14 protein-coding genes, 1 tRNA gene and 1 other RNA gene are annotated in these 20,461 nt (G+C 67.4%); 11 read left to right on the plus strand and 5 right to left on the minus strand.

All coding sequences use genetic code 11. The features are described 5' to 3' along the window. Positions 1–121: 121 nt before the first annotated feature. Together IB268_RS07745 and IB268_RS07750 are read right to left on the minus strand one after the other, a co-directional pair. The gene (locus IB268_RS07745; RefSeq protein WP_054451413.1) at positions 122–1,315 is read right to left on the minus strand and encodes an acyl-CoA dehydrogenase; all 1,194 of its coding nucleotides are present in this window, start codon (positions 1,313–1,315) and stop codon (positions 122–124) included. 113 nt (positions 1,316–1,428) lie between these two features. Beyond that, positions 1,429–3,111 (minus strand): thiamine pyrophosphate-binding protein, encoded by a 1,683-nt coding sequence (locus IB268_RS07750; protein ID WP_054452204.1) that lies wholly within the window; start codon positions 3,109–3,111, stop codon positions 1,429–1,431. Between the two features lie 185 nt (positions 3,112–3,296). On the opposite strand from IB268_RS07750, the gene IB268_RS07755 reads away from it, so the two are divergent. The 4 genes from IB268_RS07755 (at position 3,297) to IB268_RS07770 (ending at position 6,442) form a co-directional block, all read left to right on the plus strand. Continuing rightward, positions 3,297–4,202, plus strand: a complete 906-nt coding sequence (locus tag IB268_RS07755; RefSeq protein ID WP_054452202.1) for a LysR substrate-binding domain-containing protein — start codon at positions 3,297–3,299, stop codon at positions 4,200–4,202. Positions 4,203–4,218: 16 nt separating this feature from the next. Then, positions 4,219–5,202 (plus strand): site-specific tyrosine recombinase XerD, encoded by a 984-nt coding sequence (gene xerD / locus IB268_RS07760; protein ID WP_119450596.1) that lies wholly within the window; start codon positions 4,219–4,221, stop codon positions 5,200–5,202. Between the two features lie 41 nt (positions 5,203–5,243). Next, complete coding sequence (gene ybaK, locus IB268_RS07765; protein WP_054451406.1) at positions 5,244–5,732, plus strand: Cys-tRNA(Pro) deacylase; 489 nt, start codon at positions 5,244–5,246, stop codon at positions 5,730–5,732. 131 nt (positions 5,733–5,863) lie between these two features. Next, positions 5,864–6,442 (plus strand): DJ-1/PfpI family protein, encoded by a 579-nt coding sequence (locus tag IB268_RS07770; protein ID WP_054451405.1) that lies wholly within the window; start codon positions 5,864–5,866, stop codon positions 6,440–6,442. Positions 6,443–6,511: 69 nt separating this feature from the next. Here the strand turns inward: IB268_RS07770 and adhP are convergent, their stop codons facing one another. Continuing rightward, positions 6,512–7,537 carry an alcohol dehydrogenase AdhP gene (gene adhP / locus IB268_RS07775; protein WP_054451403.1) on the minus strand — a complete coding sequence of 342 codons (1,026 nt, stop codon included), beginning with the start codon at positions 7,535–7,537 and terminating at the stop codon, positions 6,512–6,514. Between the two features lie 224 nt (positions 7,538–7,761). Here adhP and IB268_RS07780 point away from each other — a divergent pair, with 224 nt between their 5' ends. Beyond that, a complete protein-coding gene (locus tag IB268_RS07780) occupies positions 7,762–8,148 on the plus strand; it encodes a ribbon-helix-helix domain-containing protein (RefSeq protein WP_054451398.1) in 387 nt (128 codons plus the stop codon). A gap of 90 nt (positions 8,149–8,238) precedes the next feature. Here IB268_RS07780 and pbpG read toward each other — a convergent pair whose 3' ends face one another. Together pbpG and IB268_RS07790 are read right to left on the minus strand one after the other, a co-directional pair. After that, entirely contained in the window at positions 8,239–9,438 is a 1,200-nt protein-coding gene (gene pbpG / locus IB268_RS07785; protein ID WP_225588909.1) for a D-alanyl-D-alanine endopeptidase, read from the minus strand. A 374-nt stretch (positions 9,439–9,812) separates the two neighbouring features. After that, positions 9,813–9,887, minus strand: a tRNA-Arg gene (locus tag IB268_RS07790). Positions 9,888–10,196: 309 nt separating this feature from the next. Between IB268_RS07790 and IB268_RS07795 the strand changes: the two genes are divergently transcribed. The 6 genes from IB268_RS07795 to IB268_RS07820 all read left to right on the plus strand — a co-directional run bounded on the left by IB268_RS07795 (position 10,197) and on the right by IB268_RS07820 (position 20,443). Then, positions 10,197–11,396 (plus strand): MFS transporter, encoded by a 1,200-nt coding sequence (locus tag IB268_RS07795; protein WP_119450599.1) that lies wholly within the window; start codon positions 10,197–10,199, stop codon positions 11,394–11,396. Positions 11,397–11,403: 7 nt separating this feature from the next. Then, positions 11,404–11,568, plus strand: a complete 165-nt coding sequence (locus IB268_RS07800; protein ID WP_166738338.1) for a hypothetical protein — start codon at positions 11,404–11,406, stop codon at positions 11,566–11,568. An 88-nt stretch (positions 11,569–11,656) separates the two neighbouring features. Further along, complete coding sequence (locus tag IB268_RS07805) at positions 11,657–14,320, plus strand: PD-(D/E)XK nuclease family protein (RefSeq protein ID WP_119450668.1); 2,664 nt, start codon at positions 11,657–11,659, stop codon at positions 14,318–14,320. A 3-nt stretch (positions 14,321–14,323) separates the two neighbouring features. Continuing rightward, the gene (locus tag IB268_RS07810) at positions 14,324–17,773 is read left to right on the plus strand and encodes an exodeoxyribonuclease V subunit beta (protein ID WP_192354046.1); all 3,450 of its coding nucleotides are present in this window, start codon (positions 14,324–14,326) and stop codon (positions 17,771–17,773) included. Positions 17,774–17,965: 192 nt separating this feature from the next. Beyond that, positions 17,966–18,063, plus strand: an RNA gene (gene ffs, locus IB268_RS07815) — signal recognition particle sRNA small type. Between the two features lie 214 nt (positions 18,064–18,277). After that, on the plus strand, positions 18,278–20,443 hold the full coding sequence (locus IB268_RS07820; RefSeq protein WP_192354047.1) for a DNA polymerase III subunit gamma/tau: 2,166 nt from the start codon (positions 18,278–18,280) through the stop codon (positions 20,441–20,443). Positions 20,444–20,461 lie beyond the last annotated feature (18 nt).

The raw sequence follows: 20,461 nt of genomic DNA on the forward strand, positions 1-20,461 counted from the left end.
GTGCTTCCTTTTTTTGGGGGACTTACGTTGTAAACGAAATTTGGGAGACCTTGCCGATCGTCGGTGCAGGGCAAAAAAAAAACCGCCCCGTAGGGCGGTTTCGTCGGAACCGAACAAGCGATCAATAGAACGCCTGGATGCCGGTCTGCGCGCGGCCTAGGATCAGGGCGTGCACGTCGTGGGTGCCTTCGTAGGTGTTGACCACTTCCAGGTTCACCAGGTGGCGGGCCACACCGAACTCGTCGGAGATGCCGTTGCCGCCGAGCATGTCGCGCGCCAGGCGGGCGATGTCCAGTGCCTTGCCGCAGGAGTTGCGCTTCATGATGGAGGTGATTTCGACGGCGGCGGTGCCTTCGTCCTTCATGCGGCCCAGGCGCAGGCAGCCTTGCAGGGCCAGCGTGATTTCGGTCTGCATGTCGGCCAGCTTCTTCTGGATCAGCTGGTTGGCGGCCAGGGGGCGGCCGAATTGCTTGCGGTCCAGCGTGTACTGGCGGGCGGTGTGCCAGCAGGCTTCAGCGGCGCCGACGGCGCCCCAGGCGATGCCGTAGCGGGCGGAGTTCAGGCAGGTGAACGGACCCTTCAGGCCGGACACGCCGGGCATCATCTGGTCGGCGGACACTTCCACTTCGTCCATGACGATTTCGCCGGTGATCGAGGCGCGCAGGCCGACCTTGCCGTGGATGGCCGGGGCCGACAGGCCCTTCATGCCCTTTTCCAGGATGAAGCCGCGGATCTTGCCGTCGAAGTCGCCGCCGACGCACTTGGCCCACACCACGAAGACATCGGCGATGGGGGAGTTGGTGATCCACATCTTGTTGCCGGAAATCTTGTAGCCGTCGGACGTCTTGACGGCGCGGGTTTCCATGCCGCCGGGATCGGAGCCGTGGTTGGGTTCGGTCAGGCCGAAGCAGCCGATCCATTCGCCGCGAGCCAGCTTGGGCAGGTACTTCTGCTTTTGCGCTTCGCTGCCGAATTCGTTGATGGGCACCATCACCAGGGACGACTGCACGCTCATCATGGAGCGGTAGCCGGAGTCGATGCGTTCGACTTCGCGGGCGATCAGGCCGTAGCTGACGTAGTTCAGGCCGGCGCCGCCGTATTCGACGGGGATGGTGGCGCCCAGCAGGCCCAGTTCGCCCATTTCGGAGAAGATGGCCGGGTCGGTCTGTTCGTTGCGGAACGCGTTCAGAACGCGCGGGGCGAGCTTGTCCTGCGCATAGGCGTAGGCTGCGTCACGCACCATGCGTTCTTCTTCGGTCAGTTGCTGGTCCAGCAACAAGGGGTCTTGCCAGTGAAAGGAAGGATTCGAGGACATGCTGGGTCTCCGCTATGGATTTCGGAATGCTAGAAAGTTTAAACCTAAAATAATTCAGGCGGCAAGCGGCGAATGGAACGGCGGGCGCGCGGCGGCGCCGTTCCGTCCCGCCTTCAGTGCTGCGCCTTGAGCGCTGCGTCGCGGATTTTTTCCAGGGTCGTGCCCGGGGTGATGGTTTCCGGATCGATGAAGCAGTGCAGGATGGCCGGCTTGCCGCTGGCCAGGGCGCGTTCGAAGGCCGGGCCGAACTGCTCGGTGGTTTCGACGCGTTCGCCGTGGCCGCCAAAGGCGCGCGCGTAGTCGGCGAAATCCGGATTCTTCAGCTCGGTCGCGGAAATGCGGCCGGGGTAGTGCTTTTCCTGGTGCATGCGGATCGTGCCGTACATGCCGTTGTCCACCAGCACCACGACGATGGGCAGGTCGTACTGCACCGCGGTCGCGAATTCCTGGCCGTGCATCAGGAAGCAGCCGTCGCCGGCGAAGCAGACCACGGTCTTGTCCGGCGACACGCGCTTGGCGCCCACGGCCGCGGGCAGGCCGTAGCCCATGGAGCCCGACGTCGGCGCCAGCTGCGTGCCGTAGCGGGTGAAACGATGGAAGCGGTGCAGCCAGGTGGCGTAGTTGCCGGCGCCGTTGGTCATGATGGCGTCTGCCGGCAGCGTCTTTTCCAGGTAGGCCATGACCTGGCCCATCTGCAGCGCGCCAGGCGTCGTGATGGCGCTGGGGTCGCTCCATTTCAGGTACGACTCGCGCATGGCCTGCGTGCCGGCGGCCCAGGCGGGCTGAGCCGGCGCCTTCAGGCCGGCCAGCGCCTGCGCGAAGGCGGCGGGCGAGGTATTGATGGCCAGGGTGGGGCGGTAGACGCGGCCCAGCTCGGCGGTATCGGGGTGCACGTGCACCAGCTTCTGCTTGGGTACCGGAATGTCCAGCAGCGTGTAGGCCTGGCTGGGGTTTTCCGACATGCGGCCGCCCACCAGCAGGATCAGGTCCGCGTCGGCGACGCGCTTGAGCAGCGCGGGATTGATGCCCAGGCCCACGTCGCCGATGAAGCAGGGGTGGTCGGCCGGGAACAGCATCTGGCGTCGGAAAGACACGGCCGTGGGCAGCGCATGGCGCTGCGCAAAATCGGCGAACTGCTGCACCGCGCGGGCGTCCCAGCGCGTGCCGCCCAGGATGGCGACCGGATTCTTGGCTTCGGCCAGCAGCTTTTCCAGGTCGGCCAATTGGCCGGCCGTGGGGGCGGAATCAATGATTTCGTAACGCGGCGCGTCGGCGACCTTGGCGGCTTCGACCAGCATGTCCTCGGGCAGCGCGATCACGACCGGGCCGGGACGGCCCGAGGTGGCAATGTGGAAGGCGCGCGACACCAGTTCGGGAATGCGTTCGACCTGGTCGATCTCGGTGACCCACTTGGCTTGCGTGCCGAACACGGCGCGGTAATCCATTTCCTGGAAGGCTTCACGTTCGCGCATGCCGCGCTCGATCTGGCCGACGAACAGGATCAGGGGGGTGGAGTCCTGCTTGGCGATGTGCACGCCGGCCAGCGCGTTGGACGCGCCCGGGCCACGGGTCACCATGCAGATGCCGGGTTCGCCGGTCAGCTTGCCGTGGGCGTCGGCCATCATGGCCGCGCCGCCTTCCTGGCGGCACACCGTGACCTTGATGTCCGCATCGTGCAGGCCGTCCAGCACTGCCAGATAGCTTTCGCCGGGGACGCAGAAAACATGTTTGACGCCCTGCGCAACCAGCTGGTCGACCAGGATGTGACCGCCAAGGCGGGATTCTTGCTGGGACATGGGGGTGGTAGTCATGATGAGCCGAGGTTAGGACATCCGAGCATAATGTTCCTTGATCGCACAATGCAATTGATAAAATTGCACAATCTATTGACCCACCGGCACGACCTGCCATGCTGCGCCGCGGCAAGATCCGCCCGGCCGAGCGGCGGGGACGCCCGCCGGCACCTGGCGGTTCCCTCGATATGAGAAACGGCATTCCCAACCTGAGCGCCCTGCAGGCGTTTGAAGCGTCAGCCCGTCTGGGCAGCTTTTCCCGCGCGGCCGAGGAACTGTCCCTGACGCACAGCGCCGTCTATCGCCAGGTGGCCAGCCTGGAGGCGCGCCTGGGCGTGCAGCTGTTCACCCGGGTACGCCGGCGCATCGTGCTGACCGACCATGGGGCCGAGTACGCCGGCCGCATTCGCCACCATCTGGACCAGATCGAAAAAGACACCTTCGGCCTGGTCAGCCGCACCGGCATGGGCCGCAGCATCCATATCGCCGTGGTGCCCACCCTGGCGACGACCTGGCTGATCCCGCGCCTGGCGGATTTCCAGCGCGAGCATGGCGACATCACGGTCAGCCTGTCCGTGCGCACGTTGCCATTCCAGTTCAAGGACCAGCCCTTCGACGGAGCGCTGTATCACGGGGACGGATTGTGGCCAGGCACCCAGGGCGTGCTGCTGTTCCCCGAGCGCGAACTGGTGCCCGTGTGCGCGCCGGAGCTGGCGGCGCGCACGCCGGAGCCGGGCGCCAGCGCCTTGTCCGGCATGACCCATTTGCACCTGGCGTCACGGCCCGACGCCTGGCGCCAGTGGTACGCGGCCAATAGCCATCTTTATGGTCCGCACGCCGCCGGCGGCCCGCGCTACGAACTCTTCACCATGGTGATGGCGGCGGTGCAGGCCGGCCTGGGCGTCGGGCTGATGCCGCGCTTCCTGGCCCAGCCCGCGCTGGACCAGGGCACATTGGCAATGCCCGTGCCGCAATCGCTGTCGGTCAGCCAGGGCTACTACTTCGGCTATCCGCAGCGCAGCGAACGCTCCGAGGCGCTCAAGCTCTTCGAGAGCTGGCTGAAGTCCGCCGCCGCGGGCGTGGGCGGACGCTGAGCCGTAGAATCCTGGCATGCCCGCGACCCGCCCCCCGCTTGAATCCCAGGCCGATATCGACGCCTTCATCGACGCCGTCTGGCTGGAAGACGGCCTGTCGGCCAACACCCTGGCTGCCTACCGGCGCGACCTGACGGGCTTTGCCCGCTGGCTGGAAGACCCCGAAGCCTATGCGCGCGAAATGGCCGACCGCCATGGCGATGCGGCACAGGCCCACGCGCTGCCTGCTGGACCCGCCAAGCCCTTGCGCGATGCCGGCAAGGCTGACATCGAAGCCTGGTTCGCCTTCCGCCACGAGGAAACCCGCGCCACCACCGCCAACCGCAGGCTGGCCGCGCTGCGCCGCTTCTACGCCTGGGCCTTGCGCGAGCACCGCGCCGAACGCGATCCCTGCCTGACGCTGATCGCGGCCAAGCAGCCGCCGCGCATGCCCAAGACGCTGTCCGAGCAGCAGGTGGATGCCTTGCTGCGCGCGCCCGACCTGGAGCAGGCCCGTGGCCTGCGCGACCGCGCGATGCTGGAAACGCTGTATGCCACGGGCTTGCGCGTGTCCGAGCTGGTGGGCATGCGCACGCTGGACGTGAGCCTGAACGAAGGCGTGGTGCGGGTGGTGCTGGGCAAGGGCGGCAAGGACCGACTGGTGCCGTTGGGCGCCGAGGCCGCGCATTGGATCGACCGCTACCTGAAGTCCGCGCGGCCAGAGCTGGCGGCCGGGCGCGTGAGCGATGCGCTCTTCATCACCGGCCGGGCCGAAGCGATGTCGCGCCAGGCGTTCTGGCAACTGGTGAAGAAGTACGCCTTGCTGGCGGACGTGCGCGCGCCGCTGTCACCCCACGTGCTGCGGCACGCCTTCGCCACGCACCTGCTGAACCACGGCGCCGACCTGCGCGTGGTGCAGATGCTGCTGGGGCATGCCGACATTTCCACCACGCAGATCTACACGCACGTCGCGCGCGAACGCCTGAAGGCGCTGCACGCGACCCACCATCCCCGCGGCTAGCCGGCGCGCGCCGCTTCGAAATTCTTCTTTCACGCATAACCATGAGCAAAGCCCGCCACGTTTCCGAAACGCCCGCCACCCAGTTCCTCAAGCAGAACAAGGTGACGTACACGGAACATACCTATGACTACATCGACCATGGCGGCGCGGGCGAAGCCGCGCGCCAGTTGGGCCTGGATCCGCATGCGGTGGTGAAGACCCTGGTGATGGAGGACGAATCCGCCAAACCCCTCATCGTGGTCATGCACGGCGACCGCGAAGTTTCCACCAAGAACCTGGCGCGCCAGGCCGGGCTCAAGCGCGTCGAGCCCTGCAAACCCGAGGTCGCGCAGCGCCATTCGGGCTATCAGGTGGGTGGCACCTCGCCCTTCGGCACGCGCAAGAAGATGCCGGTGTGGGTCGAGGCCGAAGTGCTGGACTACCCGGTGGTCTACATCAACGGCGGGCGGCGCGGGTATCTGATCGGCATAGACCCCAAGGTACTGGTCACGCTGCTGGGCGCCAAGGGCGTAACCGTCGCGCTGGAATAGGGCTGGCGTGGGCGTGGTATTCCCATACCACCACCCAAGCCGATGGCGGCGTCACAATAGGGGCGTAGATCAAGAACCGGAGCCCGGCCACGGGTGCTGAACCGGCTTTCCGCCATCCCTAGGAGACAAACATGAGCAAGCGACTGTTGATGCTGGTCGGCGACTACGCCGAGGACTACGAGACCATGGTGCCGTACCAGACCCTGCTGACGGTGGGGCACACGGTGCATGCGGTATGCCCGGACAAGAAGGCGGGCGACACCATCGCGACTGCGATCCATGACTTCGAAGGCGCACAGACCTACACCGAAAAGCGCGGCCACAATTTCGCGCTGAACTATGACTTCGATCGCGTCGAGCCGTCGTCCTACGACGGCCTGGTGATTCCGGGCGGCCGCGCGCCGGAGTATCTGCGCCTGAACGAAAAGGTGCTGGACATCGTGCGCGCCTTCGACAAGGCGGGCAAGCCCATCGCGGCGGTCTGCCACGGCGCGCAACTGCTGGCCGCGGCCGGCATCCTGAAGGGCCGCACCTGCTCCGCCTATCCGGCGTGCGCACCGGAAGTGCGCCTGGCAGGCGGCACCTATGCCGAGATCGGCATCGACCAGGCCTACACCGACGGCAATCTGGTGACGGCGCCGGCCTGGCCCGCGCATCCAGCCTGGATGTCGCAATTCCTGGCGGTGTTGGGCACGAAGATCACGCCCTGATCTTCAACGCCACAAAGCGCCAGGGCCGCAAACATGCGGCCCTGGCGCTTTTCCTTTACGGCTTGGAAATCAGGCGAAATCGAGCACGATGCGGCCTTCGATCTGGCCGCGCCGCATGCGGTCGAACACGTCGTTGATGTTCTCCAGGCTTTCGGTGGCGACAGTGGCGTGCACCTTCCCCTCTTCGGCGAACTGCAGCGATTCCTGCAGGTCCAGGCGCGAACCCACGATGGAGCCGCGCACGGTGACGCCGTTGAGCACCATGTCGAAGATCGACAGCGGGAAGTCGCCCGGCGGCAAGCCGTTGAGCGCCACGGTCCCGCCGCGGCGCACCATGCCCAGCGCCTGCTCGAAGGCCTTGGGCGATACCGCCGTGATCAGCGCGCCGTGCGCGCCGCCGATCTCGCGCTTGAGGTAGGCGGCCGGGTCGGTAGTCTTGGCGTTGACCGTGACCTCGGCGCCCAGGCGGCGGGCGAAGTCCAGCTTGGCGTCGTCGATGTCCACCGCGGCCACGTTCAGGCCCATGGCCTTGGCGTACTGCACCGCCATGTGGCCCAATCCGCCAATGCCCGAGATCACCACCCAGTTGCCCGGACGGGTGTCCGTCATCTTCAGGCCCTTGTAGACGGTCACGCCGGCGCACAGCACGGGCGCGACCTCGACGAAACCGACGTTCTTGGGCAGCAGGCCCACGTAGTTGGCGTCAGCCAGCGCGTATTCGGCGAAGCCGCCGTTCACGGAGTAACCGGCGTTCTTCTGTGTTTCGCACAGCGTTTCCCAGCCGCCCAGGCAATGCTCGCAATGCCCGCAGGCGGAATACAGCCAGGGTATGCCGACGCGGTCGCCTTCCTTCACATGGGTCACGCCCGCGCCCACCGCGACCACATGGCCGACGCCCTCGTGACCGGGAATGAAGGGCGGGTTGGGCTTGACGGGCCAGTCGCCTTCGACCGCGTGCAGGTCGGTGTGGCAGACCCCGCAGGCTTCAATCTTTACCAGCAATTCGCCCGGACCCGGGCGCGGCACCGCGACTTCTTCGATTGCCAGGGGCTTGCCGAATGCTCGTGCAACCGCTGCTTTCATGGTTTTATCCATCACTGCCTCCGAAGTCTGATCAAGATTCCTTATGCTCGAACGTGGACGCTTTCCCGACCATGATTTATATCAACCGAGCGGGCTGCCCGCCGATGCCGGAAACGTGTGGTTGCAGAAAGAGGCCGGCCGCCGCGCCCTTGCCCGGGCCGCGGCAAACGGCGTACAGTCAGCCGTAGGCCTCCCGGCCCAGGCCTCGCGCCCAGTCCCGAGTTCCAGGAGCTCCCATGTGTGAAATCTTCATCCGCGCCAGCGAGCAGTCCTACGCGCCCGAAACCCGTTCGCTGCGGCTGCATGGCGTGGCTACCAGCCTGAGGCTGGAGCAGTTGTTCTGGCAGGTATTGGAAGAAATCGCCGGCCGGGACGGCATGCGCGTGACGCAGCTGATCGAACGTTTGTACGACGAACTGATCGAGTATCGCGGCGAGGCCGCCAATTTCACGTCGTTCCTGCGCGTATGCTGCCTGCGCTACCAACTGTTGCAGGCGGAGGGCCGCATTCCGTTGGACGCAGCCGTGCCGATCCGTTCGCTCAACCCCCAGGCCGTGCTGGAAGGCTTGCCGCCCACGCTGTACGACGCCCAGCCTCTGCGCCCGAAACGCAAGGCCGCCTAATCGGTCAACACTGGCGCCGCCGCCACGGCAAAAAGCAAAGGGCCCGAATTCTCGGGCCCTTTGTTCATGTGACGGTAGCGCAGCAGGCGTTCAGCCGCCAGACTGGATCGACGCCATCGCCACTTCGTTCTGCACGATGCGGCGGATGCGCACCGCATCGCCGATGCGGGAGAGTTTGCCTTGCGAATCCAGCAGCACGATGGCCAGATCGCGGCCGTTGATGCGGGCCAGCATGACCAGGCATTCGCCGGCTTCGTTGATGTAGCCGGTCTTGGACACCTTGATGTCCCAGTCGGGCTTGCGCACCAACAGGTTGGTGTTGCGGAAGGTCTGCGTGCGGTTGTTGACCTCGACGTCGTACTCGGTATCGGTGGAGTAGCGGTGGATCAGCGGGCGCTGGGAGGCAGCGCGCAGCAGTCGGGCCAGATCGTGCGGCGACGAGACGTTGTCGCTGGACAGGCCGGTGGGTTCGATGAAGCGGGTGCTGGTCATGCCCAGCGCCTGCGCCTTGGCGTTCATGGCGGCCACGAAAGCCGGCAGGCCGCCCGGATAGTGGCGGCCCAGCGCGTTGGCGGCGCGGTTCTCGGACGACATCAGAGCCAGGTGCAGCATGTCGCCGCGCGACAGCTTGGTGCCCACGCGCAGACGGGAGGTGGTGTGCTTGAGGCCGTCGACGTCTTCGTCGGTGATCTCCAGCATTTCGTCCATGGGCAGGTTGGCGTCGACCACGACGACGGCCGTCATCAGCTTCGAGATCGAAGCGATGGGGCGCACTACGTTTTCGTTCTTGGCGAAGATGACCGTGGACGTTTCCAGATCCTGCACATAGGCGGTGCTGGAACGCAGGGCGGCGGCTTCGGCGCGCACCGAGGAGGCGGGCGGCGGCATGGCGGCCGAACCGACTGCGGCGGCAGCGGCGGCCCGTTGCGCGCGCGACGGTTTGTTTGGCTTGCCGTTCTTGCCGGCGGCCGCGCCCTTCTTGGGCGGCGTGCCCTTGGCTGCGACCTGCTTGCCGCCTTTGGGGGCGGCGGCTTTCTTGCCAGATGAGGATTTGGGGGGAGCTTTCTTGGCGGAGGAGGCGGCTTGTTTGCCGGAGGCGCTCTTGCCGGAGCTGGCTTTGGGGGCCGGAGCCTTCTTTGCTTGTTGCGCCTTGCAGGCCGACGACTTGGCGTTGGTCTTGCAAGGGTCCGTATTCTTCGCGGCTTGGGCGGCGGGGGGCAGGAGCGCGCACACCGCCAGCGCCACAGGCGCTATCGCGTTCGCAATCGCACGTTTCCAGGGAAATGCCATGGTTTGAGCTGGCTTGTCAGTCTGTCAGTAAATGTTTCTTAAGCCGGCGTTTCGTCGGGCCAGAAAAAGTCCAGATGAATTAGAGGCTTACGCGTCGAATTTAAACAGCAATTTCAAGTTGCGCGCAAGGCGATTCGCTATCATCGTCCAAAAAAATAATAGTGACGTATTGACGCAGCTTCAATTCGTCACAAGACAAGTGCGAGAAGCTAACGGCAGGCCGCGCGTGAGCGTAGCCCGGATTAACCCTCATCCGGCTGAACGCGCGAGGTTTTTGTCCATGCCGGAGCAGGCAAACCGCGCTCACAAAAGCGCAGGGCTTCGGGCGCGTAGGGGGATGCAGGGAAGGGGGGCGTCGGAACCGACGCCAGAGATGGCCTCGCCGGGTGGAATCGAACCACCAATTGACCCTTAGGAGGGGCCGGTTATATCCATTTAACTACGGCGAGACTATTGCTGATCAGGCGGCAGCGTCGGTCGAGTGATCGCGCTTGCTTGCTAAGGCCTTGATATCGCTACGATTCTGTCGGCCCTGAGTTTATCACTGGGGGCACGGGTTTCGGCGCAGGACGCAAGTCTATCAGCAGGCGGCGCAAGCCCCAAATCCGTTGCCCTGCAACCCGGCTCGCTGGACCCGACGCCCAACGTGGCTATTGCCGGAGCGCGGAGGCTATTTGTATATGATGACCGGGTCCCGCGCTGCGCGCCGGACCGTCCCGTGGAGGGGGCGACGAACAAAACAACGAAAAACGGGTTTCATGTCTAACCAAACCGATACGAATTTCATCCGTACCCTGATCGTGGGTACGCTGGTGGTGCTGCTCGCGATGGGGGTGCGCGCCACCTTCGGGCTCTTCATGCAGCCGATGGGGCTGGCGCAAGGCTGGGGACGCGAAGTGTTCTCCATGGCCTTCGCTTTGCAGAACCTGGTGTGGGGCGTGGCCTGTATCTTCATGGGCATCATGGCCGACCGCTACGGTTCGGGCCGCACCATCGCGCTGGGCGCGCTGCTGTACATGCTGGGCATGATAGGCACGCGCTTCGCCACGGATGAAGCCACGCTCTATCTGACGGCCGGCGTGCTGGTCGGATTGGGCCAGGCCGGCACGACCTTTCCGGTGATCCTGCCCGTGGTGGCCCGCGCGGTTCCGCCCGCCTACCGCAGCACGGCGATGGGCATCGCCAGCGCTGGCGGCTCGCTCGGTCAGTTTGCCGTGGTGCCCACGGGACAGGTGCTGATCAGCGGCCTGGACTGGACGGGCGCATTGTGGGTGCTGTCGCTGTTCGTCGCTTGCGGCGCCCCCCTGGCGTATTTCCTGCGCGGACGTCCGCAGGCCCACACCGGGCCGCAGCAATCGCTGGCCTCGGCGGTCAAGCAGGCGGTACGCCACCCCTCGTTCCATTTCCTGTTCTGGAGCTACTTCGTCTGCGGCTTCCACACCGCCTTCATCACGCTGCACTTGCCCGCCTATGTCACGGACGGCGGCCTGAGCGCGGGGCAGGGCGCGACCGCCATTGCGCTGATCGGCCTGTTCAACGTGCTGGGCTCGTTCTATGCCGGCAAGCTGGGCGGCAAGTACAGCAAGAAACGGCTCCTCGCCGTGGTGTACGGCATGCGCGCCTTCGGCATTCTGCTGTTGCTCTGGATGCCGTTGTCGCCATGGGTGCTGTACGCCTTCGCCGCGTGGATGGGTTTGTTCTGGCTGGGGACCGTGCCGCTCACGCAAGGCCTGATCGGCCAGATCTACGGCCTGCGCTATGCGGCCACGCTGTCGGGCATCGTCTTCCTGGGGCACCAGCTGGGCAGTTTCATCGGCGTGTGGCTGGGCGGATATGCCTATGCCAAGACCGGCAATTACGACGCCGTCTGGTGGCTGGGCGTGGCCCTGGCCGTCATCGCGGCGCTGTTGTGCCTGCCGGTGCGCGAACAGCCGGTTGCCCAGCCGGCCGCGGCCTGAGACGTTCATGAACCCTGCCAATCGTTCCGCGCCCGCCGCCCGCCGCCATCGCGGCTGGCGCGCGATTGGCGCGCTGGCCCTGGTTGCCGTCCTGGGCCTGGCTTTCTGGGGCTACACCACGCCGGAAATGCAGATCCACTGGGAAAACCTGGCCGCGCTCTGCGGCTTCTAGGCGCTTTTTCCGCTCGGCCTCGCGGTATCCTACGGCGGTATTTCTCCCCTCATCGCGCGCCGCCTGCGGGCGGGCGCTACGGATGCCCATGCAGGACTCATCGCCCTCCTATCCCGATCTATCGCTGCCGGACATCGGCGGCATGCCTGCCGCCGACACGCTGGTGCTGACGGTGAACAACCGCCTGTCGCGCCGGCTTACGCTGGAGCTGGCGGGCCTGCTGCGCCAGGAGCGCCAGGTCAGCGAGTTGCCGCGCATATTGCCGCTGTCCGCCTGGCTGGCCGATGCCGCCAATGAACTCGCGTTCGAGACGGATGGCGATGTGCCTGCCTATCGGCTGGACAGTTTCGCCACGCAACTGGTGTGGACCGAGGCGATCCGCGCTGAAGAAGCCGAGCGCGTGCTGTTGGATGCGAGCCAGGCCGCGCGCTTGTCGATGGATGCAGACCTGCTGATGGACGAATGGCAACTGCACGTGCCTTCGGGCGCGGATACCGACGAGTACCGCGGCTTCGCGAAATGGCGGGTTCGCTACCGCCAGGCGCTGGCCGGCATCGATGCCGAGGATGCCAACCAGGGCTATGCGCGCGTACTGCGGGCGCTGGAGGACGGACGCCTGCCCGTGCCGCGCCAACTGGTGCTGGCCGGATTCACGGACATGTCGCCGCGCTTTCGCCGGCTGCTGCAGGCGTTTGAAGAGCAGGGCGCGGCCGTTGCGCAGTGGCGCGACGCGCAGCGCATTGAAACGCCGGCGCGCAGGTTCGAGGCCGCCGATCAAGGCGCGGAATGGCGCGCTGCCGCGGCCTGGGCGGCCGAGCGCTTGAAAATGCATCCCCATGGCCGCTACGCCATCGTCTCGCCCCAGCTGGAGGCGGAATCGCCGTTCGCGCGGCGGGTGCTCAGCCAGGCCCTGGCCGGGCGTGGCGGCGAAGCCGCGTACGCCTTCAACGTGGCGGTGGGGCGGCCGTTGAACGAATGGCCGATGGCGCGCGCCGCGCTCGCTTGGTTGCGCGCCCTGGCCGAATGCGCGCCGGGCAAGGGCTGTGGCGTGGAGGTGCTGGGCGCGGCCCTGTTGGGCGGGCATTGCGCGGGCGACGTGCGCGACCGCGCGCGGCTGGCCTCGATCGACGCGCGCTGGCGACGCCAGGCGCAACTGCATGTCGGCCCGCAGGATTGGCGCAAGCTGCTGGCGGACTTGCCAGCGTTGGCGCAGGCCTGGAATCAGGCCATGGAAATCTGGACGCAGGGCGGCCGCCAGGCCACTTGCGACGTGTGGATGTTGCGCATGAAGGCCGCGCTGATGGCGCTGGGCTTTCCCGGCGAAGGCGTGCTGGACAGCGTCGGCTATCAGGTGATGGGCGCCTTGGGCGATGCGCTGGGCAGTTTTTCGGCGCTGGCGCCGGCCGCCGGGCGCCTGGGCGGCGTGGCCGCCGTGAACCTGCTGGAAAGCGTGGCGCGTTCCGCCTCGTTCCAGCCGCAACGCGATCCGCAGGCGCGCCTGGACGTGCTGGGTTTGCTGGAAGCCGAGGGCGGCTATTGGGACGGCGTCTGGGTGTTGGGCCTGACCGATGACGTGTTGCCGGCCTCGCCCAAGCCCAATCCGCTGTTGCCGCTGGCAGTGTTGCGCCAGGCCAAGGCGCCGCGCGCCACGCCCGAGCGCGAACGCGAATGGGCCGAAGGCATGTATGCGGCATTGTGTCGCTGCGCGCCCGAGATCATCGTCAGCCACGCGCACATGGACGGCGAACGCGAGCTGCGTCCGTCGCCGCTGATCGCGGCGGCAGCGCTGACGGACTGGACGCCCGCGGCGGCGCAAGCGTTGCCGGCCTTGCCGCAGGAATCGCTGGACGACGCGCAAGGACCCGCTCTGGCGGCCGGCAATCGTGGCGGCGGCGGCCTGGACGTGCTGGACACGCAGGCGCGCAATCCGCTGTGGGCCTTCGTGCGGCATCGCCTGGGCGGCCGCGAAATGGCGCCCTATGCGGATGCGGCCACGGTCAACGTGCGCGGCCAGTTTTTGCACAAGGCGCTGGAACTGGTGTGGGGCATGATGCCCGACCAGGACGCGCTACACGAAGTCATGGCCACGGGCCGCCTGCCTGCCTTGCTGGAGCAGGCGGTGGCGCAAGCCGCGGACGAGGAACTGAAAGACTACGCGCCCGCCTTGCGCACGCTGGAATGCCAGCGCGCCCAGGCCGTGCTGGCGTCCTGGCTGGATATGGAAGCGCAGCGCCTGCCCTTCGCGGTGGCGCAGGTGGAAAAGAACCATCAATGGCAGCGCGGCGCGCTCAACCTGAAGCTGCGGCTGGACCGCATCGATACCCTCGGCGATGGCCGCAATGTCATCGTCGATTACAAGACCGGCGTGGCGGCGGCCAAGCCCGAACCCGACTGGTCGCGCAGTCGCCCCGTGAACGTGCAGTTGCCGTTCTATGCCTCGGTGCTGGCGGACGCCGCGGGCGGCGAAGTGGCGGGCCTGGTGCTGGCGCAGATCCATGCGCGGCAGGTCGCCGCACAAGGCCTGGCCGACGAGGACCTGGGCGTGCCCGGCGTTACGCTGGCCAGCGACAGCAAGTACTTCGACGGGCTGTCCTGGCCGGAGATCCGGCAGCGCTGGCGCAGTGCCATCGAAGCGCTGGCCGACGAGTACGCCGCGGGCTACGCGGCCAACGTCGCGTATCGCCGCGACGACCTGAAATACTGCGATGCATTGCCGTTCCTGCGTTTGCATCTGGACGACGAGGACGCATGAGCCATGGCTGAACAAGAACGCTTGCCGCATGACCATATGGCGCGCGCCGACGCGCTGGATCCGACCCGTTCGTTTCTGGTGCAGGCGCCCGCCGGCTCGGGCAAGACCGAGCTGCTGACGGATCGCATCCTGGCGCTGCTGGCCACTGTGAACCGTCCGGAAGAAATCGTCGCCATCACCTTCACGCGCAAGGCCGCGTCGGAGATGCACGCGCGCGTGCTGAGCAAGCTGCGCCGCGGACTGGATGCGCCGCCCGAAGCCATGCACGAGCGCCGCAGCTGGGAACTCGCGCGCGCCGCATTGGCGCGCAACGACGAGCAGGGCTGGCATCTGCTGGACCATCCCGCGCGCCTGGCCATCCGCACCATCGACTCCTTCTGCGCGGGCCTGGTGCGCAGCATGCCTTGGTTGTCGGAGCTGGGCGGCATGCCCGAGATCACGGATGATGCGCGCACCCACTACGAGGCGGCGGCGCGCGCCACCCTGGACCTTGCCGACGACTACGAGGCCGTGCGCATCCTCCTCAAGCATCTGGACGTGGACGTGCAGGCCGCCAAGGAGGCCATCGCCGACATGCTGGGTCAACGTGACCAGTGGCTGCCACTGCTGCGCCACGGCTCCGACCGCGAGGGCATGGAAGCCATGCTGGCCGAGGCCATCGGCGAAGACCTGGACGCGCTCAGCGAGGCCATGCCCTATGGCTGGGCCGAAGCGCTATGCGGCCCGGCGCGGCTGGCTGCCGCCAATCTGCAGGATGGAGAGGCCGAAAACAAGCTGCTGGCCTTGCTGGACTGGACAGAAGAGCCGCCGCCTGACGCCGAAGCGCTGGAGCTCTGGCAAGCCGTGGCGCATCTGCTGCTGACGGGCACCGGCACCTTGCGCAAGACCGTCAACAAGAACCTGGGCTTTCCTGCCAAGTGCGCGCACAAGGACCCGTTCGTGGCGTGGCTGGAAGCCGCCGACCCGGACGCAGTCTGGGTGCGCCGCCTGCATGCGGTGCGCGACGTGCCCGCGCCACATTTCACCGATGCGCAATGGGAGGTGCTGGGCGCGCAGCTGATGACGCTGGCGCTGGCGGTGGCGCAGTTGCGGCTGCGCTTCGCCGACACGGGCGAGGTGGATTTCATCGAAATCTCGCAGCGCGCCGCGGCCGCGCTGGGCAGCGCCGACGATCCGGGCGAACTGCTGCTGAAGCTGGACGCCTCGATCCGCCATCTGCTCATCGACGAATTCCAGGACACCAGCCAGACCCAGCTGGACCTGCTGCGCACGCTGACCTCGGGCTGGCAGCAGGGCGACGGCCGCAGTCTGTTCCTGGTGGGCGACCCGATGCAGTCCATCTACCGTTTCCGCAAGGCGGAAGTGGGCCTGTTCCTGGAAGTCGCCGACATCGGCGTAGGCGAACTGCAGCCGCATTTCCTCAACCTTACCGACAACTTCCGCTCGCAGGCGGGCATCGTCGAATGGGTCAACCAGTCGTTTGCGCAGTTGCTGCCCCGGCGCAGCGATGCGGCGGCGGGAGCCATCGCCTACAGCCCGTCCACCGCTTTCCATGAAGCGCTGCCGGAACCCGCTGTGCGCTTTCACCCGGCCTGGTCGCGCGAGGGCGCGGCCCCCGCGGAAGCGCAGGCTGAAGACATTGCGGTGGACCTGGTACGCCAGGCGCTGATCGACCACAAGGGGGCCAAGCATCCCGTCGCCGTGCTGGTGCGGGCACGCAGCCATCTGGGCAACCTGACCCGCCGCCTGGCGCAGGAAGGCATACGCTGCCGCGCGGTGGACCTGGTGCCGCTGGCGCTGCGGCCGGTGGTGGCAGACCTGGTGCAACTGGTGCGGGCCTTGTCGCATGCAGGCGACCGTCTGGCCTGGCTGTCGGTGCTGCGCGCACCGTACTGCGGCTTGACGCTGACATCCCTGCAGCGCTTATTCGGCGACGACCACATCACGCCGGTGCCGGTGCTGCTGGAGCGCGCCCTGCGCATCGCGCCGCAGACCGTACCTTCATCCGCCACCAGCGCGCCTCAGGGGTCATTGTTCGACGCGGCGCCCGCAGCGCCGGACACGCCATCGGCGCAAAGCGTGCTCGGCGCCGACGAGTTCGAGCGCCTGCGTCAGGTGGCGGGCATCCTGCTCGACAAGCGCAACGCCTCGGGCGCCATGCCTTTCGCGGCGTGGGTGGAGTCGCTGTGGCGCCGCCTGGGCGGCCCGGCGTTGTACGCCGGCCTGTCTGTCGCCAACGATGCGGAAAGCCTGTTCCAGCTGGTCGAGCGCCTGGCGCCGCACGGCGCCATCGACGTCGCGGCCCTGGACGCCGGCATCGCGCGCTTGTTCGCCGCGCCGGACGCGGCGGACGAAGACACGGGCGCGGTCGAAATCATGACCATGCACAAGTCCAAGGGACTGCAGTTCGAATCCGTCATCCTGTACGGCCTGCACCGCGCGCCGCGCGGCGATCAGGCGCCGCTCGTGCGCTTTGAGCAGAGCGGCGGCCGCGTGCTGTTCGGTCCGGTAAAGCCGCGCGCCGAAACCGAGGCCGACCCCCTGTCGCGCTACCTGGGCGCGCGCGAGGCGCGCCGCGCATCCTACGAAATCGATCGCCTGCTGTATGTGGCAGCGACGCGGGCGCGCAAGCGCCTGCACCTCGTGGGCCACGTGTCGGTGGACGAAGCCAGCGGCCAGGTCAAGACGCCGTCCTCCGCCAGCCTGCTGGGCCGCCTGTGGCCCTGCCTGGCCATACCGACGCCGCCGTCGCTGGATGGCGAAACAGTGGTGCAGGAAGCCGACGGCCCCGAGTGGCAGGGCGAACCCTTGCGGCGCGTGGACCGCGCGGGCCTGGCGCAATTGGCGCGCGTGGCGGACGTGGCGGTCAGCCCCGGCTTTGGCGCCGCAGCGCGCGGCGCCTGGGGCGATGGCGGCGAACATCCCGCCTGGCAACTGGAGGCCGGCTACGACGCCGCCATCGGCACCTTGTCGCATGCCTGGCTGGCGCGCATCGGCCAGGACGGCGTTCAGGCCTGGTCCGCCGACGCGCTGGCCGAACGCCTGCCCGCCATGCGCCGTCAACTCACGCGCGCCGGCATCCCCGCCAGCCAGGCCGACGCCGCCTCCGAGGCCGTGCTCGAAACCCTGCAAGCCACCCTGGCCGACGAACGTGGCCTGTGGCTTTTGTCCCAATCCGGCGCCCGCCGCGAATGGCCCCTGATCGACGCCGCCGGCAAGGTGTCCGTCATCGACCTGGCCCTCAGCACCGAAGACGGCTGGCTCATCGTCGACTACAAAACCGGCCGCCCGCACCCCGGCGAAACCCCCACCGCCTTCGCTGCTCGCATGCGCCAACGCCACGGCGACCAGTTGCTGCGCTACTGCGCCCAAGTCACCGCCCTGGATGGCCGCACCGCCCGCGCCGCTCTCTACTTCCCAAGAGCACGCGCCTGGATCGACCTGAAGGAATAGCGCAGAGACAAAAGGAGTAGAGAGGGTGTAGAGAGGCAAAGCGAAGCGAGCCGAAAGGACCAGCGAAGCGACGTCCCAACCCCCTCCCCCTCGGGGGGAGGGCTGGGGAGGGGGCGCACATTCAGCCCCCCGGGGCCCGCCAGCCGAGAGGCTAGCAAGCAAGCGAAGCGCAGCTCTGCTAGAATCTCGGCTGGCGGGCCCCTCCGCATGGTTCGGCGGTGAACCTGGTCAGGTCGGGAACGAAGCAGCCATAGTCGTTTAGGGTCAGTGCCGGAGTAAGGCTCGCCAACCGGATTCTTCAAAGCAGCGCGTCATGACTATCCATGATGTCGCCGCTTTCAAGGGGGACGGGGTTATTTTCCAAGGATACGTTCCACGGGAATAAGCCCGTCCCCTTTGCGTTTCAGGCCGCGCTGAGCATGGGTTGCCATGCTTCGCGCCGAACCCCGGCAGCTGGACCGGCCATTTCGGGCCAGCTTGCGAAACAGGCTCTACAATCCACCCATGACTTATCTGGTACTGGCCCGCAAGTGGCGGCCGAGATCGTTCGATACCCTCGTGGGACAGGATCACGTGGTGCGCGCGCTGACGCATGCGCTCGACACCCAACGCCTGCATCACGCCTGGCTGTTCACGGGAACCCGCGGCGTCGGCAAGACCACGCTCTCGCGCATCCTGGCGAAGTCCCTCAACTGCGAAACAGGCATCACGTCCAAGCCTTGCGGCGTCTGTCGCGCCTGCACGGAGATCGATGCCGGGCGTTTCGTCGACTACCTCGAGCTGGACGCGGCCTCGAACCGCGGCGTCGAGGAAATGACGCAGTTGCTGGAGCAGGCGGTGTACGCGCCGGGAGCAGGGCGCTTCAAGGTCTACATGATCGACGAAGTCCACATGCTGACCGGGCATGCGTTCAACGCCATGCTCAAGACACTGGAAGAGCCGCCGCCGCACGTCAAATTCATCCTCGCGACCACCGACCCGCAGAAGATTCCGGTGACGGTGCTGTCGCGCTGCCTGCAGTTCAACCTGAAGCAGATGCCGGCCGATTCCATCGTCGGCCATCTGCAGGCCGTGCTCGGCCAGGAAGCGGTGGGCTTCGACGTGCCGGCCTTGCGGCTGATCGGGCAGGCGGCCGCGGGCTCCATGCGCGACGCGCTGTCGCTGACCGACCAGGCCATTGCCTATAGCGCCGGCAACCTGACCGAGGACGCCGTGCGCGGCATGCTCGGCACCATCGACCAGCGGCATCTGGTGCGCCTGCTGGATGCGCTGTCCGCTGGCGACGCCAAGGGCGTGCTGGCGGTGGCGGATGAACTGGCCATCCGCGGCCTGTCCTATGCTGGCGCCTTGGCCGACCTGGCCGTGCTGCTGTCGCGCGTCGCCATCGAGCAGCGCGTGCGCGGCGTGACCCCCGCCGAGGATCCGCTGGCCGGCGACATTGCCCGGCTGGCGCTGGCTCTGCACCCGGACGCGGTGCAGCTGTTCTATTCCGTGGCGGTGCACAGCCGCAGCGAACTGACCCTGGCGCCCGACGAGTACGCGGGCTTCATCATGGCCTGCCTGCGCATGCTGGCGCTCAATGGCGACGCCGGCCCGCAGACCGCGCTCGAAGCGCCCGCCGCGCCGGCCCGTCAGACTGCCGATGCGGCCGCAGCGCCGGCGGCAGTTGCCGCGCCTGCGCCCGCCGCGGCGCAGCCCCAGCCCGCGCCGGCAGCCGTTCAGCCCGCAGCCGCACCAGCGGTTGCGGAGCCTGCACCGGTCGCCGCGATTCCGGCGCCGCCCGTGGCCGCGCAGGCTCCTGCTCCGGCTGAGTCCGCGGCTCCCGCAGCCGTCGCGCAGAAGGCTGAACCGGCGCCTGCCGCGGCGGAACCCGAACCTGCCGCGTTGGAACAAACTTCGCAAGCCACCCGGCCCGGCAGCGTGCCGCCCTGGGAAGAACTGCCTGCCGATGCGCCGGCCATGTCCGAGTCCGAAGCTGGCAAGACCGCTGGTTCGGCCGCGCTGGCGATCACGCCCGCGACCGCCGCAGCCATCGCGCCCGCGCCCGCGCTCCAAACCGATGATGGCGAAGGCCCGCCCGCCTGGGTCGACGAAGAAATCCCGTTCGAAGCCGAAGGCGGCTTTGCGCCGGACAACGGCTTTACGTCGGATCCTGACGACGATGATTTCGAAACCCTGGCCAGCGCGCCCTCGGCTGCGCCGCCGCCAGCGGCCCGCCGCGAAGGTCCGGCGCCCGCGCGCAAGCGGCAGTCGTCGCGCGCCCGCCTGACGGACATGACGTCGGAAACCTGGCCCGAGCTGGCTGCGCGCCTGCCGGTCACCGGCTTGGCGGCGGAACTGGCGCGCCAGAGCGCATGGGCCGGCGTGCAGGGCGATGCCGTCATCCTGCGCGTGGCCGTCAAGACGCTGGCCGAAAGCGAAAGCCGCGTCCGTCTGCAGACGGTGTTGTGCGAACATTTCGGCCAAGGCATACGGCTGGACGTCGAGGTCGGCGTGACGGGCGAGGCGACGGCGCATGCCGTGGCCCAGGCCGAACGCGCCGCCCGCCAGCAGGCCGCCGAAGAGGCGGTCGCGGTCGACCCGTTCGTACAGGCGCTCGTCGCCGATTTCGGCGGCCAGGTCGTCGCCGGCTCGATCCGCCACGTAGATTCCCCCGCCGCCGCTGCCTGAAGCGGCGGCCATCTCTCA

This window comes from Achromobacter sp. ACM01, assembly GCF_014851745.1.
Lineage (GTDB): Bacteria > Pseudomonadota > Gammaproteobacteria > Burkholderiales > Burkholderiaceae_B > Achromobacter > Achromobacter aegrifaciens.

Excerpts from the sequence above, each read along its gene's own strand:
- IB268_RS07745 (WP_054451413.1), bottom strand. The coding sequence starts at position 1,315 with ATGTCCTCGAATCCTTCCTTTCACTGGCAAGACCCCTTGTTGCTGGAC.
- IB268_RS07750 (WP_054452204.1), bottom strand. The coding sequence starts at position 3,111 with ATGTCCCAGCAAGAATCCCGCCTTGGCGGTCACATCCTGGTCGACCAG.
- IB268_RS07755 (WP_054452202.1), top strand. The coding sequence starts at position 3,297 with ATGAGAAACGGCATTCCCAACCTGAGCGCCCTGCAGGCGTTTGAAGCG.
- xerD (WP_119450596.1), top strand. The coding sequence starts at position 4,219 with ATGCCCGCGACCCGCCCCCCGCTTGAATCCCAGGCCGATATCGACGCC.
- ybaK (WP_054451406.1), top strand. The coding sequence starts at position 5,244 with ATGAGCAAAGCCCGCCACGTTTCCGAAACGCCCGCCACCCAGTTCCTC.
- IB268_RS07770 (WP_054451405.1), top strand. The coding sequence starts at position 5,864 with ATGAGCAAGCGACTGTTGATGCTGGTCGGCGACTACGCCGAGGACTAC.
- adhP (WP_054451403.1), bottom strand. The coding sequence starts at position 7,537 with ATGGATAAAACCATGAAAGCAGCGGTTGCACGAGCATTCGGCAAGCCC.
- IB268_RS07780 (WP_054451398.1), top strand. The coding sequence starts at position 7,762 with ATGTGTGAAATCTTCATCCGCGCCAGCGAGCAGTCCTACGCGCCCGAA.
- pbpG (WP_225588909.1), bottom strand. The coding sequence starts at position 9,438 with ATGGCATTTCCCTGGAAACGTGCGATTGCGAACGCGATAGCGCCTGTG.
- IB268_RS07795 (WP_119450599.1), top strand. The coding sequence starts at position 10,197 with ATGTCTAACCAAACCGATACGAATTTCATCCGTACCCTGATCGTGGGT.
- IB268_RS07800 (WP_166738338.1), top strand. The coding sequence starts at position 11,404 with ATGAACCCTGCCAATCGTTCCGCGCCCGCCGCCCGCCGCCATCGCGGC.
- IB268_RS07805 (WP_119450668.1), top strand. The coding sequence starts at position 11,657 with ATGCAGGACTCATCGCCCTCCTATCCCGATCTATCGCTGCCGGACATC.
- IB268_RS07810 (WP_192354046.1), top strand. The coding sequence starts at position 14,324 with ATGGCTGAACAAGAACGCTTGCCGCATGACCATATGGCGCGCGCCGAC.
- IB268_RS07820 (WP_192354047.1), top strand. The coding sequence starts at position 18,278 with ATGACTTATCTGGTACTGGCCCGCAAGTGGCGGCCGAGATCGTTCGAT.